This is a genomic window from Parageobacillus sp. KH3-4 (assembly GCF_022846435.1).
GTDB lineage: Bacteria > Bacillota > Bacilli > Bacillales > Anoxybacillaceae > Parageobacillus > Parageobacillus thermoglucosidasius_A.
The window spans coordinates 3,055,352-3,072,657 of sequence record NZ_AP025627.1 but is presented as its reverse complement, the minus strand read 5'-3'; the positions used below and the strand labels follow the sequence as shown (position 1 = coordinate 3,072,657).

The 17,306-nt window shown below is 45.1% G+C and carries 14 protein-coding genes; 11 read left to right on the top strand and 3 right to left on the bottom strand.

All coding sequences use genetic code 11. The features are described 5' to 3' along the window. Positions 1 to 28: 28 nt before the first annotated feature. Positions 29 to 907 (bottom strand): D-amino-acid transaminase, encoded by an 879-nt coding sequence (dat, locus tag MWM02_RS15440; RefSeq protein ID WP_244402384.1) that lies wholly within the window; start codon positions 905 to 907, stop codon positions 29 to 31. A gap of 232 nt (positions 908 to 1,139) precedes the next feature. On the opposite strand from dat, the gene MWM02_RS15435 reads away from it, so the two are divergent. Both MWM02_RS15435 and MWM02_RS15430 read left to right on the top strand, forming a co-directional pair. Beyond that, complete coding sequence (locus MWM02_RS15435; RefSeq protein ID WP_064552552.1) at positions 1,140 to 1,859, top strand: AzlC family ABC transporter permease; 720 nt, start codon at positions 1,140 to 1,142, stop codon at positions 1,857 to 1,859. Further along, on the top strand, positions 1,852 to 2,157 hold the full coding sequence (locus MWM02_RS15430; protein WP_064552551.1) for an AzlD domain-containing protein: 306 nt from the start codon (positions 1,852 to 1,854) through the stop codon (positions 2,155 to 2,157). Before MWM02_RS15435 ends, MWM02_RS15430 begins: the two co-directional genes overlap by 8 nt. An 89-nt stretch (positions 2,158 to 2,246) precedes the next feature. Here MWM02_RS15430 and MWM02_RS15425 read toward each other — a convergent pair whose 3' ends face one another. Continuing rightward, positions 2,247 to 2,837: an SCO family protein gene (locus tag MWM02_RS15425; protein ID WP_244402383.1), complete on the bottom strand. Its 591-nt coding sequence runs from the start codon at positions 2,835 to 2,837 to the stop codon at positions 2,247 to 2,249. A 338-nt stretch (positions 2,838 to 3,175) separates the two neighbouring features. Here MWM02_RS15425 and aceA point away from each other — a divergent pair, with 338 nt between their 5' ends. The 3 genes from aceA to MWM02_RS15410 all read left to right on the top strand — a co-directional run bounded on the left by aceA (position 3,176) and on the right by MWM02_RS15410 (position 6,280). Beyond that, the gene (gene aceA, locus MWM02_RS15420; RefSeq protein ID WP_064552550.1) at positions 3,176 to 4,462 is read left to right on the top strand and encodes an isocitrate lyase; all 1,287 of its coding nucleotides are present in this window, start codon (positions 3,176 to 3,178) and stop codon (positions 4,460 to 4,462) included. A gap of 195 nt (positions 4,463 to 4,657) precedes the next feature. Then, entirely contained in the window at positions 4,658 to 4,810 is a 153-nt protein-coding gene (locus MWM02_RS15415; RefSeq protein ID WP_244402382.1) for a hypothetical protein, read from the top strand. A gap of 846 nt (positions 4,811 to 5,656) precedes the next feature. Beyond that, on the top strand, positions 5,657 to 6,280 hold the full coding sequence (locus tag MWM02_RS15410; protein ID WP_244403636.1) for an SGNH/GDSL hydrolase family protein: 624 nt from the start codon (positions 5,657 to 5,659) through the stop codon (positions 6,278 to 6,280). A gap of 960 nt (positions 6,281 to 7,240) precedes the next feature. Here MWM02_RS15410 and MWM02_RS15405 read toward each other — a convergent pair. Beyond that, positions 7,241 to 7,405, bottom strand: coding sequence for a hypothetical protein (locus MWM02_RS15405; RefSeq protein WP_244402381.1), 165 nt, complete (start codon positions 7,403 to 7,405; stop codon positions 7,241 to 7,243). 214 nt (positions 7,406 to 7,619) lie between these two features. Here MWM02_RS15405 and MWM02_RS15400 point away from each other — a divergent pair, with 214 nt between their 5' ends. The 6 genes from MWM02_RS15400 (at position 7,620) to addA (ending at position 17,257) form a co-directional block, all read left to right on the top strand. Beyond that, the gene (locus tag MWM02_RS15400; protein WP_064552549.1) at positions 7,620 to 7,829 is read left to right on the top strand and encodes a hypothetical protein; all 210 of its coding nucleotides are present in this window, start codon (positions 7,620 to 7,622) and stop codon (positions 7,827 to 7,829) included. A gap of 109 nt (positions 7,830 to 7,938) precedes the next feature. Then, on the top strand, positions 7,939 to 8,481 hold the full coding sequence (locus tag MWM02_RS15395; protein ID WP_064552548.1) for a competence protein ComK: 543 nt from the start codon (positions 7,939 to 7,941) through the stop codon (positions 8,479 to 8,481). A 197-nt stretch (positions 8,482 to 8,678) separates the two neighbouring features. After that, positions 8,679 to 9,299: a TVP38/TMEM64 family protein gene (locus MWM02_RS15390; RefSeq protein WP_064552547.1), complete on the top strand. Its 621-nt coding sequence runs from the start codon at positions 8,679 to 8,681 to the stop codon at positions 9,297 to 9,299. 20 nt (positions 9,300 to 9,319) lie between these two features. Next, positions 9,320 to 9,865, top strand: coding sequence for a signal peptidase I (gene lepB, locus MWM02_RS15385; RefSeq protein ID WP_064552546.1), 546 nt, complete (start codon positions 9,320 to 9,322; stop codon positions 9,863 to 9,865). A gap of 170 nt (positions 9,866 to 10,035) precedes the next feature. Continuing rightward, complete coding sequence (gene addB / locus MWM02_RS15380) at positions 10,036 to 13,545, top strand: helicase-exonuclease AddAB subunit AddB (protein ID WP_346015919.1); 3,510 nt, start codon at positions 10,036 to 10,038, stop codon at positions 13,543 to 13,545. Then, positions 13,538 to 17,257, top strand: a complete 3,720-nt coding sequence (gene addA, locus MWM02_RS15375) for a helicase-exonuclease AddAB subunit AddA (RefSeq protein WP_244402379.1) — start codon at positions 13,538 to 13,540, stop codon at positions 17,255 to 17,257. The genes addB and addA overlap by 8 nt, the downstream gene beginning before the upstream one ends. The last annotated feature ends 49 nt before the right edge of the window (positions 17,258 to 17,306 follow it).

Here is a 17,306-nt window from a genome sequence, read left to right as displayed (position 1 = left end):
GCGGGGAGCGATTCCCCGCTTTCCTAAGTTACTCACGTGATGCGCTTTTGTTTTTTACAGCAAGTCCCGCCGCTTCTTCATAAGCAGCTTGCAGTTTTCTGGTAACTTCTCCCGGTTTTCCGCCGCCAATGAGCTGCTCTTCGACTTGGATGATTGGAATGATACTTGATGTTGTGCTTGTTAAAAACATTTCATCCGCTTTGGCGATATCTTCGATAGAGAACGCTTCTTCGACAAATGGGATATGCAACGAATCGCAAAATTGCTTCACTTTCATGCGGGTAACGCCGTTTAAAATGCGCTCCGTCGCCGGATGTGTGTACACTTTTCCATCTTTGGCAAGGAAAATGTTGGAGGAGCTACCTTCGGTGATTTTTCCGTCTCGATAAAAGATCGCCTCAAATGCCCCGCGTTCTGCTGCTTCTTGTTTTGCCAGCACGTTTGGAAGAAGGTTTAAGCTCTTAATATAGCAATATTCCCAGCGGACATCGCGCATTAAAATCGCCCGCACTCCGTTTTCGATTTCCTGCAATTTTCTTGGCATTTCGCGAATGTAAGCGCACAAGTTCGGGCGATTCTCGGCCGGAAACGCGTGAGAGCGCGGGAAGCTTCCTCTTGTAACTTGGAGATAGACGATCGCGTCTTCTTTGACGTCGTTCATTTTCCGCAGCTGTTCGAGCTTGTCAATGAGCTCTTCTTTTTCGAAAGGCACAGCTAGGCGGATCGCTTCTGCCGAGCGGTATAGGCGATCGATATGTTCTTTCAATAAAAAATAGTTTCCTTGGTAGATGCGGACCACCTCATAAACGCCGTCGCCGAATTGCAATCCCCGTTCTTCCAACGGATATGTCACTTCTTGATAAAGAAAAAAATTTTTTTCCGTCAGCACATACGGTTTTAAAGTCATTTCCCTTCATCCCCTTTTGCCGATGTTTCAGTTATGTAGTAATAATTCAAGTATATCACAAAAATTCAGTCATTTTATTCGTTCGATTCGATTAAAACAATAATTCGTTTTGCGGAAGATAATTTTTTTATTGCCAAGAAGAACCGATGTTGTTGCAGCGTGGTGGAAAAAAGGATAAAATTTTTAGATAAATGAAAATAAATACATGCGGAAAAGAGTAGGAGGAGAAGCGGTGGAGACGACATGGGCAGAGACAACTTCGTCATCATTTCGCCAAGGTGTGCAAGCGGGGGTGGCCATTGCGATCGGCTATATGCCGATTGCCCTTACGTTTGGCTTGCTTGCAAAAACGACGGGGTTAACGCTTGTGGAAACAATGATGATGAGTGCGATCGTGTACGCCGGTGCAGCACAATATATTGCGTTAAATTTGCTTACCGTCGGCACGGGGGCGTTGGAAATTGTGTTGACGACGTTTATTTTAAATATTCGCCATTTTCTAATGTCAGCTTCGTTAAATGAAAAAGCGGAACCGGATGCGCTTTGGAAAAAAGCGCTTTACGCGTTTGGAATTACTGACGAAACGTTTTCCGTGGCGGCAATGAAAGAAGGGACGGTCAACGCGTCTTACATGTTCGGGCTCGGTCTGATGGCATACGGAAGCTGGGTGGTGAATTCGGCGATCGGATACAGCGTCGGTGCAAACTTGCCAAAAAGCTTGCAGGAAAGCATGTCCGTGGCGCTGTATGCGATGTTTATCGGACTGCTCGTTCCGGCGCTGAAAAAGCAGCGGAAAACGGTTTGGCTTGCGGGAATGGCGGCAATCATCAATTCCATATGCACGATTTTCTTACATATTTCCAAAGGATGGTCGGTGGTGATCGCGACATTAGCGGCTGCGATCATCGTGCAATGGTTTGCGAAAGAAAGCGAGGCGGAACAAGATGAATAGCACGATCATTTGGATGATTATCGGCATGGGGCTTGTGACGTATATTCCGCGCATGCTTCCGCTTGTCGTGTTTCAGCGCGTCAAGCTGCCGGCGTTTTGGCAAGGTGTCTTGAAAAATGTTCCGTACGCAACATTAGGCGCGCTTATCATTCCGGGAATTTTTTTTATTAATGATGATGTTTGGTTTGGCATTCTTGGGTTGGTAAGCGCATTTGTATCGGCGTGGCTCGGCGCGAACGTCATCATCGTCGTTCTCGTATCCGTTATGGTGTTAAGCGTTTACGCGTTGTTTGTATAAAAACGTCCACATTTGGACGTTTTTTACTATGCAAAAAAATGGCGCCGGCAGCTTTGGGATGGGAGCAATAAAAATGAGTGTTTGTTGAATTATTTTATTTCGTCCATAATTGCTTCATAAACTTCCTGTACGTGAAATCGTTTTTTTCCCATGCCGAATTGTTCAATCACGCGCCCGTTCTCATCTAATAAATAAGTTAGCGTCGTGTGGACGAGCATGCCGTTTCCGGGATCACGATATTGGAAATCAAAGGCGTCGGCGACTTTTTTTGTGTCTGCTTCACTCCCGCGCAAAAACAGCCAGCCTTGCTTGCTGTTGGTGACCCCAAACGTTTTTGCGTACGCTTGTAGCTTTTCTCGGGTATCCCGTTTTGGATCGATAGTAATAGTGATGAATTCGACGTTTTTTCCAAACACATGTTCACGTTCTAGTTTTGCCCGTAGTTTTGTCATTTGAAACGTCGTGTTTGGACAAATATCCGGGCAGTTCGTATACATAAATTCCAGCAAGCGAATTTTTGACTTCCCGTCACTAAGGCGATATTCCTCCCCCCAGGCTGTTTCCATGACGACATCGTTAGGTAGTTGCATTTTTGCTTGCCGGTATACGGTGAAGTAAAACGCTCCGGCACTAATACAAAGGATAAATAAAATGGTTAGCGATAAATACAATTTTTTCAACGTCATCACTCTCCTATCATTATCATACAGGAAAATAACCATTTATACGAACGGCATTTGTGACACTTCTTTGGCGCAAGTGGATGCGTTAATAAGTCTATTTGTCAACGCTATGCTGTGCAAGAAAAACACGAGCGGGTCCGGAGACGGCTTTTTATCAAAGAGCAAAGCCGTTTTTTATACGTGGCAGCGGTTCAAATAAATTGCATACGATGAGGGCAATCTTCTGCGATTTTTAAAAAATTTCAAAAAAACTGTTTTCTTTTTTAGGATTCTGTTATATAATAACAACGTACAAAACAATAATGTATTATAACAATAGGGATGGGGGAAGGAAAATGGCGAGTTTTGCAGAACGTGTCAAACAATTAGAAGAAAGTTGGAAAAACGAGGAGCGTTGGAGAGGAATTGTCCGTCCGTATAGCGCGGAAGATGTCATTAAGTTGCGCGGTTCGCTTGACATCGAATATACGTTGGCGCGCCGCGGGGCAGAAAAACTTTGGGAGTTGTTGAATACGGAAGATTATGTAAATGCGCTTGGCGCGTTAACTGGAAACCAAGCAGTCCAGCAAGTGAAAGCGGGGTTAAAAGCAATTTACTTAAGCGGATGGCAAGTTGCAGCTGATGCAAACCTTGCCGGGCAAATGTATCCGGATCAAAGCTTATATCCATCCAATAGCGTGCCGCATGTGGTGAAACGGATTAATCAAGCGCTGCAACGCGCCGATCAAATTCAATATTTGGAAGGAAGCGGTGATACCGATTATTTCGTGCCGATTGTTGCCGATGCGGAAGCAGGTTTTGGCGGTCAATTAAACGTGTTTGAATTGATGAAAGCGATGATTGAGGCAGGCGCAGCCGGCGTTCACTTCGAAGATCAACTTTCTTCGGAAAAAAAATGCGGCCACTTAGGTGGAAAAGTGCTGCTTCCAACGCAAACAGCGGTACGCAACTTGATTGCGGCACGTCTTGCAGCAGATGTCATGGGTGTGCCGACGGTGCTAATCGCCCGTACAGACGCGAATGCGGCGAATTTAATTACGAGTGACATTGACCCGCGCGACCATGAATTTATTACTGGCGAACGGACATCAGAAGGTTTTTACCGCACGAGGGCAGGTCTTGACCAAGCGATTGCCCGCGGCTTAGCATACGCACCATATGCAGATTTAATCTGGTGCGAAACAAGCGAGCCGAACCTCGAAGAAGCGCGCCGCTTTGCAGAAGCAATTCATGAAAAATTCCCGGGCAAATTGCTTGCTTACAACTGCTCGCCGTCATTCAACTGGAAGAAAAAATTGGACGACGAAACGATTGCCAACTTCCAAAAAGAACTTGGAAAAATGGGCTACAAATTCCAGTTCGTGACTCTCGCTGGCTTCCATACGTTAAACTACAGCATGTTCGAATTGGCCCGCGGATACAAAGAACGCGGCATGGCAGCATATGCAGAATTGCAACAGGCGGAATTCGCTGCAGAAAAATATGGCTACACCGCTACGAAACATCAGCGCGAAGTTGGTACTGGTTACTTCGACGAAGTGGCACAAGTGATCTCCGGCGGCCAATCGTCGACGATTGCGTTAAAAGGTTCGACAGAAGAAGAACAATTTACCACAGCATAAGGGGATATGGGGGATTTGATATAAAAGGGAAGGGGCTGACCCGAGAGGGAATAAAAATTTCCTTTGAGAGGTCGCCCCTCTTATTTTTTAAAAAATATAAAAAAGAATCACTCCATTGGTAGACTGGAAAATCATTGATAAAGGAACTCCAAATGAGAAGAAGCAGGCGGACTACTACAAGGAATCTTTATCGATATGTGCAAAAAAGAAGTTTATAAACGGATTGTTTTCTGGGATTGGCCAATCACATCGCCGGCGACAAAAGAAGAAATCGAACAACTTGGGAGGGATAGCATCGAAGGGAAACAAGAAGAACAGATTGTCGCCCCATTTCTGCCGGACGCATGAAAAAAGTATATCACTTTTGTACGATTGGCTTATAATAGAAAGCAGAGGCAGGCGATATGTTGTGGGAATACGAAACAAAACAAAAAACGGCCATTTTGGACAATAGGTATTTTTTATCGATACTACTTATCGCCTGATTAAATCCAGTTTGTTGTTTTGGGTTTATTTAATATGCGATTGTTCTAGGATTTTCTATTTCTTTTTGCACATTGAGTGATGTGGTCGGGGAAATTTTCGGTGGCAATGCGCAGGCGGTACGTCAGTTATTTCATATCGCAACAGCAAGATCCTATCGCTTCCTCTTATCGGATTGACGATCTATTTTTAGCCTTTGTCATTCTTCCTTTTTCCTAATGGATGGAGTTCTGCTGTTGTTGCTACGATTATATTTGTTTGTATATGCTGTTGCTTATATGGGGGGTGTTCATATGCGCTTTATACGTGGTGAAACGACAACTGCCAGCGAAACAGGGGGCTTGATATGGATTTTATTTTATGGTGATTTTTGCACTGTTGCTAGTGTTTTTAGCGAATAGTTAAGTGGCTATCATGTGGTTTTTTTCTTTGATGGCGGGGGTAAAAAGGAACATTTGGAAGCATCTGTTTACAATATATTGAAGCAGACTTGGGGCTGAAAATTCAAAGCGACCACCGCAGATTCGCATCCGCAATCAACAGCGGAAGAATTTGCATATGCAAGAGCATGATCCGGTCGCGGAAATCGAGAAAGTCGCGTTTTTAGATAACAGGCAGGCGTTTGGCATGATGCGATTTCTATGCACCGTTATGATGCGTTTGCATTTGAATTTAAAACCGTCATTTTATGATAAGGAAGCGGGGGAGAAGATGAAACTCGAAGGAAGAATTGTGTTTATTGGCGACAGCATTACCGAATCGGGAAGATGGGAAGACCCAGAGCAAATTGGCGATGGATATGTCCGGCTGATCCGCGACTATCTTATTACCACTTATCCACACCGCTCCTTTGATGTTGTCAATCGCGGTATCAGCGGTAACCGCATTCCCGACCTGCTTGCGAGATGGGAGCGCGACGTTATCGATCTTCAGCCAGATATCGTTTCCATTTCGATCGGCATCAATGATGTATGGCGGCAGCTCGACCATCCAGAGAAGGAGCAAGTATATCCAGACCAATTTGAACAGGTATATACGCAGCTGGCTGTACAAACAAAGGAAAAAACGAAAGCGCAGCTTATATTTATGGAGCCGACCATTATCGGCGAGGATATTCGTTCAGAAGGCAACATAAAGTTGAAACCGTACGTGGAAATTGTGCAAAAAATGGCGCAGCGGTTTCAGGGCATTTTAGTGCCTACCCATCAGTCGTTTCTTGCCTATTTGCAAGCGCGTTCGCCATATCGACTGACAACTGACGGTGTTCACATGAATTCTATTGGTAATATGCTGATGGCGCGTACATGGATTGATGCGGTGACAAGAGTGAAATAAAAACAATAGCTCGGCGGCTCGCTAAGGAGAGCCGGATTTTTTTGAAGAAGAAATTTTCCATTCATTGTTTTGGGGTAAAAGGGAATTGGTGATGTGTCAAGAAAACGGACATGTTAAACAGCTACTTTTCTCTGATTAGCGTAGAAGCAGCCTCAATTCGCATGGCGATACATAGCCAAGGTGTTTCGTTTCCTTCGGCGCATGGAATCGATTTGGACGATACACTCTTTTTTGATTAAGCCATGAAACGACTCTATACAAGCGTTGTCGTAACAATTCCTACGTTTTGACATGCTCACTGGAAAATGATGTTCCTGTAAAAGCTGCGGAAGCATATTGGCTTCCATGATCCGAATCGTTGATCACTCATCCCGTTGTTTTTTCGCTGTTGAGAGCCCGTTGCAACGCTTGAATCACTAACTCTTTCGTCATTCGTGCATTGATATACCCATTCTAGTTTACGATAAATCCACGATGCTCGCTAATATAACCAGCCCTCGTTGGCAGGAATGTATATCGTATCCGCCACCTATACTTCATTCGGAACCGTTGCTTGATTTGTTTCAATACTACATTGTCATAGACGTTGTAAGGATGGTTACTGTTCGTAGTGGTTTTGCATTGACGGTAATGGATCTTCAAGCTTTCTTCGCTCATGATGCAATGAGACGCTCGAATCCCTTGTTTGCGTAGTGCTTGCATCATTTTCGGGCTTTCGTAAATTTTGCGGGACTTTAGATACTTATTTCGAATCTGTTGAGTTCGTTGTTCTTTTTGTTTACTTTTTGCCGTTTAAGCCAGTCTTAATACCGATTTTTGGAAACATCTAGTTACTTGGCACATCATCACCACACGAAATGCATTTCGGTGTGGAAAAATAAATGCGTGAATTACTTCTGGTTTCTGGTGAAGATGCCTAACGCCTTTTTTAGGATTGCTAATTCTTATTCCAATTTTTGGTTATAAGGCGGCGTAATTCGATGATTTCTTGCTTTTGTGGCTTGATGTTTCCGGAACTGATAAAACTCGTTCCCTTGCTTTCTTTGCCCCAACGCGAAGCGCGTTGTAAGCCCCCCTAACTCCTTTGCCGCTTGGGCGATGGACTTGTCCCTCTCCAAGCATCATTCAACAGCCTCTTGTATTCCTTATCCAATGTTCTCTTTTTCATGATTGGACACCTCGGACAGTAATTAAGTTTGTTATAGTCTACCTGTTCTCCGTGTCTAATTTTTAGACTAACATCGTGAAAAAAACACTTTTTGGACATGACAATATAGCGAAAGACTGTGGTTGCATAAATGAATGAACGTTGGCGCATCATAATCACAGGAGGCGATTAATGATGAAAAAGGAAAACGAAAAAAAAGAAATGCCGTTTGGACCGACGTTACAACCTGAATTTCGGATGAGTACGGATTTTCATTTCCATCAAGCTTTTTTGAATGAGGAAACGTATGCGGGGGATTCTGTCGGAGAGCATACAGCGCTAGAACAAGCAAACGAATATTTGGCGGAAGAAGAAATTCGGCAAATATTTGATAATTCCTAAGCGATTTTCATCACAAAAACACTTATATTTTTTGAAAATATAGAAAAATATAACTATTAATGGTATGATAGAAGTAGGTATAATGTATGAAGAGAGGAGAGAAAATGGAATGAAAGTAAATGAGTTCATCATCTTGGACCAATTTATTATTAGCCGATACACCATGGCGATTTTACCGCACCACTTGCACGGCAATTCGTATGCTAAGGTCGTGGAAGAAGATGGCGAGTATGTTGTCAAAATGAGGCCGCTTGATATTGTGAAGCGCAGCTGCAACTATTACGGCGCTAGTTTTCGAGGCAGAAAAGACGGGACAAGAGCTGTCATTGGCGTTACGCATAAAGCTCCGATCGCGATTGAACCACTCAACGAAATTTACGTTTTTCCAACGATTTCCCCAAATGATTCCCGCTGTGTTTGGCTTTCTCACCTTCACGTATACAAATATGAACCCACAAAAAATGATCAAACGATCGTCTATTTCACCAACGAAAAAAGCGTTTTGCTTGATGTTTCCTATCACTCTTTTGTGAATCAGCTTTACCGCACGGCACAGTTGCGGACGAAATTGTCAGAGCGGATGGAGGCAAGAGAACGTAAATTGCAATATGCATTTCGCATGAACCGTTCTGAAGGATGGCAACAGCGATAATTTTTTAAAAGCCGAAAAATCTCTCTCCCGCCCTGTGCATTTTTCCAGCGCAGGCAAGTGGGGGAGAAGCGGCCTCATTTTTTGCTGTTTTTCCATTATTTCGATAGTTAGTATATGTAAAGAGTAGTTCAAATTCTTCGTACAAATGTGTAAAATAAATATATAATTATGATGTGAACGGTGAATGGGGAGTATACATGGACATCGAAACAATCAAACAATGGTTCACTCTTGAAAACGTGCTATCAATGCTTGAGCAATATCGTTCGTTTGGAGTGGTTCCAGGCATTGCGGCGACATTATTGGAATCTTTTCTTCCGATTTTACCAATGTTTGTATTTGTGATGGCGAATGCAGCAGCATTTGGTTTATGGCAAGGATTTCTTATTTCGTGGATCGGCGCGTGCCTTGGTTCTATTCTCGTTTTTTCGATTACGCGAAAAATCGGGCAAAAGCGCTTTTTTCATTTTGTAAGTCGCCATCGAAAAGTGAGACAGTTTATGCATTGGATTGAGCGTCATGGGTTTGGTCCGGTGTTTTTATTATATTGTTTTCCGTTTACTCCATCGGCAATAGTCAATGTCGTCGCCGGGTTGTCGCGAATGAGTCAGCAACAGTTTATTTTGGCGGTATTATGCGGCAAGGTGGTGATGATTTTTACGATTAGCTTTATTGGATACGATATCGCTGCACTGGTGAAACAGCCGTTGCGTACAGTCATGATAGCGGTTGTTATCGCATTGTTATGGTACGCTGGAAAAAGAGTGGAAGCAAAGTTTTCATTAACGGAAAAACAGCGCGATCACGAAGATTTATAATGACAGGTGGCGATTGGAAGATGGACGAAAAGAGACGGCGGTGCAAGTCATTTCTTTTTGGAAGTATACTCACGCTTATTTTGATATTGCGGTTTCTTTGCTTCACCAACTATATGGTCGAGGGAAAATCAATGATGCCAACATTACAGGAAGGAAATTTGCTAATTGTCAATAAACTAAGTTATCAGATCGGAAACATTCATCGGTTTGATGTTATCGTCTTTCACGCAAATAAAAAAGAAGATTATGTGAAACGCGTGATTGGGCTGCCTGGCGAGCAAATTGAATACAAAAATGATATGCTGTATATTAACGGGAAGAAAATTGCTGAACCGTATTTGCAGCCATATAAACATAAGTGGAGCGGCGGAAAGCTGACGGGGGATTTTACGCTGGAAGAACTTACAGGGAAAAAAAGAGTGCCGAAGGGATGTATCTTTGTCCTTGGCGATAACCGGTTACGCAGCTGGGACAGCCGGCATTTTGGCTTTGTAAAAATAAGCCAAGTAGTAGGAAAGGTCGATTTGCGCTATTGGCCTGTTCAACAATTTTCCGTCCGCTTTTAAAATGAAAAAGTATTCATCGTGCGGCATAGCTCGTGAATACTTTTTTTCTTCAAAAACGGTATAGTTTTCTTTATGCACTCGCGAAATGGAGTTTAAGCGGGGTTTTTTCTTCCAAAATACGAACATATGTGCTATAATGAAGAAAATAGTGGAAAATGAAGGTGATACCGATGTCGCTCCGATTTCTTTTAGGACGATCCGGAAGCGGAAAAACAACGACGTGTCTTAACGAAATTCGCGATAAACTAAAAGAAGATCCGAAAGGGAACCCGATTGTTTATCTTGTTCCGGAACAAATGACGTTTCAATCGGAATATGCGTTAATACATACACCAGGATTAGACGGAATGATACGGGCGCAAGTGTTTAGCTTTACGCGGTTAGCGTGGCGAGTTTTGCAAGAAACGGGAGGAATGAGCCGATACCATATCAATGATATCGGAATGCAGATGATGATTCGGAAAATTGTCGAACATCGGAAGCAACAATTGAAATTATTTGGCCGCGCTGTCGATAAAGCGGGCTTTATCCAACAGCTTCACGATACAATTACAGAATGCAAACGTTACTGCGTTGCTCCGCAGCATCTCCGCGAACATGTAAAAACGCTGACAGAGCAAGGGAAAAAGCCGGCTGAAAAAGTGTTAGCCGATAAGCTAAATGATATATCTATCGTTTATGAGGAGCTAGAGAGAAGTTTATTCAATCATTACATAGATTCCGAAGACTATTTGCGATTGCTTTCCGAAAAAATCCCACACTCCCACTATTTGCGGAATGCAGAAATCTATATTGACGGGTTTCACCAATTTACGCCGCAGGAGTATATGGTGCTTGAACAGCTGCTTATTCATTGTAAGCGGGTCACTGTTTCATTAACGGTGGATGCCCCTTACGACGATCGGTTACCAAATGAGTTGCATTTATTTTATTTAACCGCGAAAACGTATCATGATATTCGCCAAATGGCGTTGTTAAACGGCGTCGCGATTGAAGACGCAGTCATTCTCCAAAAAAATATGCGCCATCAAGAAAAGGCGCTTGCCCATCTTGAAGCGCATTACCATGCTCGTCCCGCCGTCGCCTTCTCGGAAAAAATGAATTCCATCATTGTATATGAAGCGGCAAACCGCCGCGCGGAAGTCGAAGCGATTGCCCGCGAAATCGTCCGCCTTGTTCGCGACGAAGGATACCGTTACCGCGATATCGCTTTGATCGTCCGCAATACGGAAGATTATCGCGATTTAGTGAAAACGGTTTTTTCTGATTTTCATATTCCTTATTTCATGGATGAGAAAGAGCCGATGCACCATCATCCGCTTATTGAGTTGCTGCGGGCCAGCATGGAAATTATTACATCGCGCTGGCGTTACGAATCGGTGTTTCGCGCCATTAAAACCGATTTACTATTTCCGGCGGAAGAAGATACCGACGCGCTGCGCGAAGCGATGGACCAGCTGGAAAACTATGTTCTCGCATATGGGATTAAAGGGGAAAAATGGACGAATGGCGAGCGGTGGACATATCGCCGCTACCAGGCATTAGAAGGACTATCCATTCCGCAAACAGATGAGGAAAAACAATACGAAGAAAAGCTGAATCAATGGCGCGATATGATTGCAGCGCCGCTTTCAAAGCTAGAGCGCCGCATGCGCAGGGCAAAAGACGGCAGGAGCCTTTGTGAAGCGATTTATCTGTTCTTAGAAGAATTGCAAATTCCTAGAAAACTAGAGAAAATGAGCAAAGAAGCGGAAGAACAAGGAAGGCTGATGGAAGCGCGGCAGCATGAGCAAGTATGGAATGCAGTGATTGATTTATTCAATCAATATGTGGAATTGTTGGGAAATGAGCCGATTCCGCTAGCGGAGTTTGCGAAAATCATCGAAACGGGGCTTGACCGTCTTGAGTTTTCGCTCGTTCCGCCTGCGATCGACCAAGTGATTGTTGCCCAATTAGACCGTTCGCGGCTTATTGATGTCAAATGCGTGTTTATTATTGGCGTAAATGAAGGGGTTATTCCGGCGAAAGCGAAAGAAGACGGATTGCTCGCAGAAACGGAACGTGAACTTTTGCAGCAATTTGGAACGAGAGTCGCGCCGGGAGGAAGAGAACAGTTATTTTATGAACCGTTTTTCATTTATTTAGCGTTAACGAGCCCAAGCGAGCGCCTATATGTGACATATCCGCTGGCAAACGAAGAAGGAAAAGCGCTCTCTCCTTCGATCATTATTAAGCATCTTGCCGATTTATTTCCGAATTTGCAAAAGCGTGTCTGCGGAAACGATCCGCTTGATGCGGAGCTTGCGGAACAACGAGCGTTTGTCACCGCTCCGCGGGCGACGCTGACGTATCTTGTGGCGCAGCTGCAAGCATGGAAACGGCATTATTCGATTGCGCCGCTTTGGTGGGATGTATATAACTTTTACGCAAGCGATCCGCAATGGAGAGAGCAGGCGCGCAAAGCGCTTGCCGGGCTGTTTTATGCGAATGAGGCAACGCCGCTGAAAAAAGAAATTAGCAAGCGGCTATACGGAAAAAAAATTCAGGCGAGCGTATCGCGCATGGAGCAGTTTCAAAAATGCCCGTTTTCCCACTTTGCTTCCCACGGATTGCGGTTAAAGGAGCGGGAAGTTTTTCGTCTTGATGCTCCTGACATCGGGCAACTGTTTCATTACGCGCTAAAAATCATTTCCGACCGCCTCCGCGAAGCGAAAATAGATTGGCGCAATTTGTCCAAACAACAATGCGAGCAATTGTCAACAGAAGCGGTGGAACAAATCGCGCCGCTCATCCAGCAGCAAGTGTTGCTCAGCTCCAATCGATACCACTATATGAAACGGAAGTTGCGAAACATTGTTGCGCGAACAACGAACGTATTAAGCGAGCACGCCAAAGCAAGCAGCTTTGTGCCGATTGGCCTTGAACTGGAGTTTGGGCCAAACGGCGCGCTTCCGCCGCTTACGTTCCGCCTTCCGGACGGAACGGTAATGGAGCTTGTCGGCCGCATCGATCGCGTTGATAAAGCGGAAAGTTCAAGGGGAGTGCTGTTGCGCGTCATTGACTATAAATCGAGCGCTAAAACGCTAAATTTAACGGAAGTGTACTACGGTCTTGCGCTACAAATGCTCACTTACTTGGACATTGTGCTCACTTACGCGGAACAGCTAGTCGGCAAGGAAGCTTTTCCGGCCGGAATTCTTTATTTCCATGTGCACAATCCGGTTATTAAAAGCGATCAGCTTCTTCATGATGAAAAAGAAGTGGAACGGAAGCTGCTGGAACAATTTAAAATGCGCGGGCTTTTGCTTGGGGATGCGGAAGCAATCCGTTTGATGGATACGCAAATGGAGGAAGGCAAATGGTCGCTGATCGTTCCGGCGCAAATTACAAAAAAAGGAGCAATTCACGCCAAATCTTCCGTCATCAGCGAAGAAGATTTTTGGCACCTTCGCCAGCATATCCGGCATCTGTTTCAAATGATCGGCATGCAAATTGCCGATGGAATTGTCGATGTTGCGCCATACAAGCTGAATGAACAGACGCCTTGCGAATTTTGTTCGTTTAAGCCGGTTTGCCAGTTTGACGAATCGTTTCCGAATCATCGCTATCGCCTGTTAATTCCGCAAGAAAATCAGGAAATCGTGCGAAAATTATCGGAAGGGAAGGACTTCAATGAGTAACGTTTTTTGTCCAAAGCCGAAGGAGAGTCAGTGGACGGATGAACAATGGCAGGCTATTGTGGCGGACGGTTGCGACATTTTAGTAGCGGCGGCGGCGGGATCAGGAAAAACGGCGGTGCTTGTCGAACGGATCATCCAAAAAATTACGGCGAAAGAAGACCCGGTTGATGTCGACAGGCTTCTTGTCGTGACGTTCACAAACGCTTCTGCGTCAGAAATGAAAACGAGAATTGCGGAAGCGATCGAACGTGAGCTGGACAAACAGCCAAACTCGCTTCATTTGCGGAGACAGCTTAGCCTATTGAACCGTGCTTCGATTTCCACGATTCACTCATTTTGCTTAGACGTCATTCGCAAATATTATTATTTAATCGATATCGATCCCGTCTTTCGCGTCGCTGATGACACGGAAGCGGAATTGCTGAAAGAAGAAGTGATGGAAGAGCTGTTGGAAGAAGAATATGGAAAAATAAATAATGAACCGTTTTTTGACGTAGTGGACCGCTATACAGGAGACCGGAGCGACGCCGAGCTGCAAGAAATGATTTTAGCCATCCATGAGTTTTCCCGGTCGCATCCTGAACCATACAAATGGCTTGATCGTCTTGTTGCAATGTATGATGTAGATGAAAATACTCCATTGGAGGAAATTCCATATATTTCTTGGCTGAAAAGGTATGTAAAGATGGAATTGGCTGCGGCGAAGCGCCTCATTTCAAAGGCGGTGCAACTGGCGAATTTGCCTCGAGGCCCGTTGCCGCGCGCCGAAAATTATCGCGATGATTTGCAACAGATTGCCCATTTAGAAACGTTGTTGGACCGCTCATGGAATGAGCTGTATGAAGCGTTTCGGTCATTGTCTTTATCGCGTTTAAAATCGTGCCGCGGTGATGAATATGACCCGCAACTGCTTGAAGAAGCCAATTCATTACGCGATCAGGCGAAAAAGAAGTTAGAATCGTTGCGCGACAATGTGTTTTCGCTTCGCCCGGTTACGTGGCTTCGCCATATGCGGGAAATGAAGCCGATCGTTGAAACGATTGTTCGGTTAGTAAAACGATTCACGGAAATGTATCAGGCGCGCAAACGTGAAAAAGGAATCGTCGATTTTTCCGACTTGGAACATTATTGTTTGCAAATTTTGCGTCATCCGGATTCGGCTGATGGACAATGGCTTCCGTCTGATGCTGCTTTGGATTACCGCGCCCAATTTGTTGAAGTGCTTGTGGACGAGTATCAAGATACAAACATGGTGCAAGAAGCGATATTGCAGCTTGTGGCAAAAGGCGGAAATTTGTTTATGGTAGGTGACGTAAAGCAATCCATTTACCGCTTCCGCTTGGCGGAGCCGCTGCTATTTTTAAGCAAATACAAACGGTTTACGGCAGACGGTGAGCGCTCGGGAATGAAAATCGATTTGTCCAGTAACTTTCGCAGCCGCGCGGAAGTTTTGCACGGCACAAACTTTATTTTCAAGCAAATTATGGGCGAAACAGTCGGGGAGATCGAATATGACGAAGCGGCGGAACTAAAATATGGCGCTGTTGACTATCCGGACAATGTGCCAGCCGCTCCAGAGCTGATCGTGATTGACCGGAATGGCGAAGGAAAGGAAGAAAGCGGGGAATTGGATGCAAACGAACTGGCGGCAGCCCAGCTCGAAGCGCGCATGATCGCAAAAAAAATAAAGGAGATCATCTCCGAGCCGCTGCATGTCTACGATCGCAAAGCGAAGCGGATGCGCCGCGCCATGTATCGGGACATCGTTATTCTTCTCCGTTCCATGACGGCTGCTCCGCAAATTATGGAAGAGTTCCGCGCGCAAGGCATTCCGGTGCATGCGGATCTATCTTCCGGCTATTTTCAGGCGACAGAAATATCTGTCATGTTGTCGCTATTAAACGTGATCGACAATCCATATCAAGATATACCGCTTGCGTCGGTTTTGCGTTCTCCGATTGTCGGCTTAAACGAAAACGAGCTAGCGCTGATCCGCATTCACGAGAAAAAAGGAACGTTTTACGAAGCGATGATATCATTTTTAAATAAAGTGGCGGATAACGCGGAAGAGGAAATGCTGCAGCAAAAATTGCGCCTTTTTTCCGAACAGCTGAAACAATGGCGGACAATGGCGCGGCAGCGTTCGTTAGCGGATGTTATTTGGCAGCTATATCGGGATACGCATTTTTACGATTTTGTCGGCGGTTTGCCCGGCGGAAAGCAACGCCAGGCGAATTTGCGCGCGCTTTATGACCGAGCGCGGCAATATGAAGCGACGTCATTTCGCGGACTGTTTCGCTTTTTGCGGTTTATCGAGCGCCTGCAGGAACGCGGCGATGATTTAGGAGCGGCGCGTGCTCTTGGCGAACAAGAAGATGTTGTTCGCATTATGACGATTCATAGCAGCAAAGGTCTTGAATTTCCAATCGTCTTTGTTGCTGGCTTGGCGCGCTCGTTTAACAAACGGGATTTATATGGATCGTATTTGCTTGATAAAGAACTCGGTTTTGCGGCGCGCTTTGTCGATCCGAAGCTGCGCATCAGTTATCCGACGTTGCCGCAAATCGCGATCAAACAGAAGAAACGGCTTGATTTTTTGGCGGAAGAAATGCGCATTTTATACGTCGCGCTAACAAGAGCGAAAGAGAAACTATACTTAATTGGGGCGGTGAAAGATGCGCAAAAAGAAATAGAAAAATGGAAAAGCACTGCGACAGAAGAGAACTGGCTTTTGCCGGATGACGTTCGCGCCGCTGCGAGTTGCTATTTAGACTGGATCGGAAGGGCGCTTATTCGCCACCGCGACGGGCATCACTTAGGCGGCTTGTCCCATGTATGCGAGGAAATCGCTTCCCATCCGTCTGTTTGGCATATAACGATGATTCCAGCTAGAGAGCTGTATGACGCTGACCAAGAAACAGAGAGATTTGATGAACAAATCGCCGCTGCACTGAAGCGGGGAGAACGTGTTCCGACCAGTGAATGCGCAGAAGAAGTGCAGCGCCTCCTTTCATGGAAGTATGCATATGAGAAAGAAACGCTTGTCCGTGCGAAACAGACGGTATCCGAGTTAAAACAGCATCGTGAAATTTTCGGGGAAAACGCGGACAGAATGCTGCTTCATTCGTTTTCCACTCCGCTGTTTGAACGTCCAATGTTTATGAGAGAAAAGACATTGACACCAGCGGAAAAAGGGACGGCGATGCATATTGTGATGCGGCATGTAGATTTCGCAGCGCCGATTACGGAAGAAGCAGTCCGCGAGCAAATTGCGAAATTGGTGCAAATGGAGCTGTTAACGCACGAGCAGGCAGAAGCGGTCGACGTTTCAAGCATTGTCGCATTTTTCGATACGGAAATCGGCAAGCGCCTCTGCGCCGCTAGCGAAGTTCAACGTGAAGTGCCGTTTAGCTTGGCGCTGTCGGCAAAAGAAGTATATGGAGATGGAGTTGGCGGAGAAAGAAAAATTCTCGTCCAAGGTGTCATTGACTGTTTGTTTGCCGACGAAAACGGGCTTGTGCTAATCGACTTTAAAACCGATGCGATAACGAATCGGTTTGCAGGAGGCTGGCGCGAAGCAAAACAGGTGATGATCTCCCGTTATAAAACACAAATGCAATTATACCGCCGCGCTGTGGAACAAATTTGGAAAATGAATGTAGACGAATGTTATTTATATTTATTTGATGGCTCTCATCTTCTCCCGATTTAAGGAAAAAGGGAAAAGATGGAGCCCCCTTTCCCAATACTTTTCAGTGAGA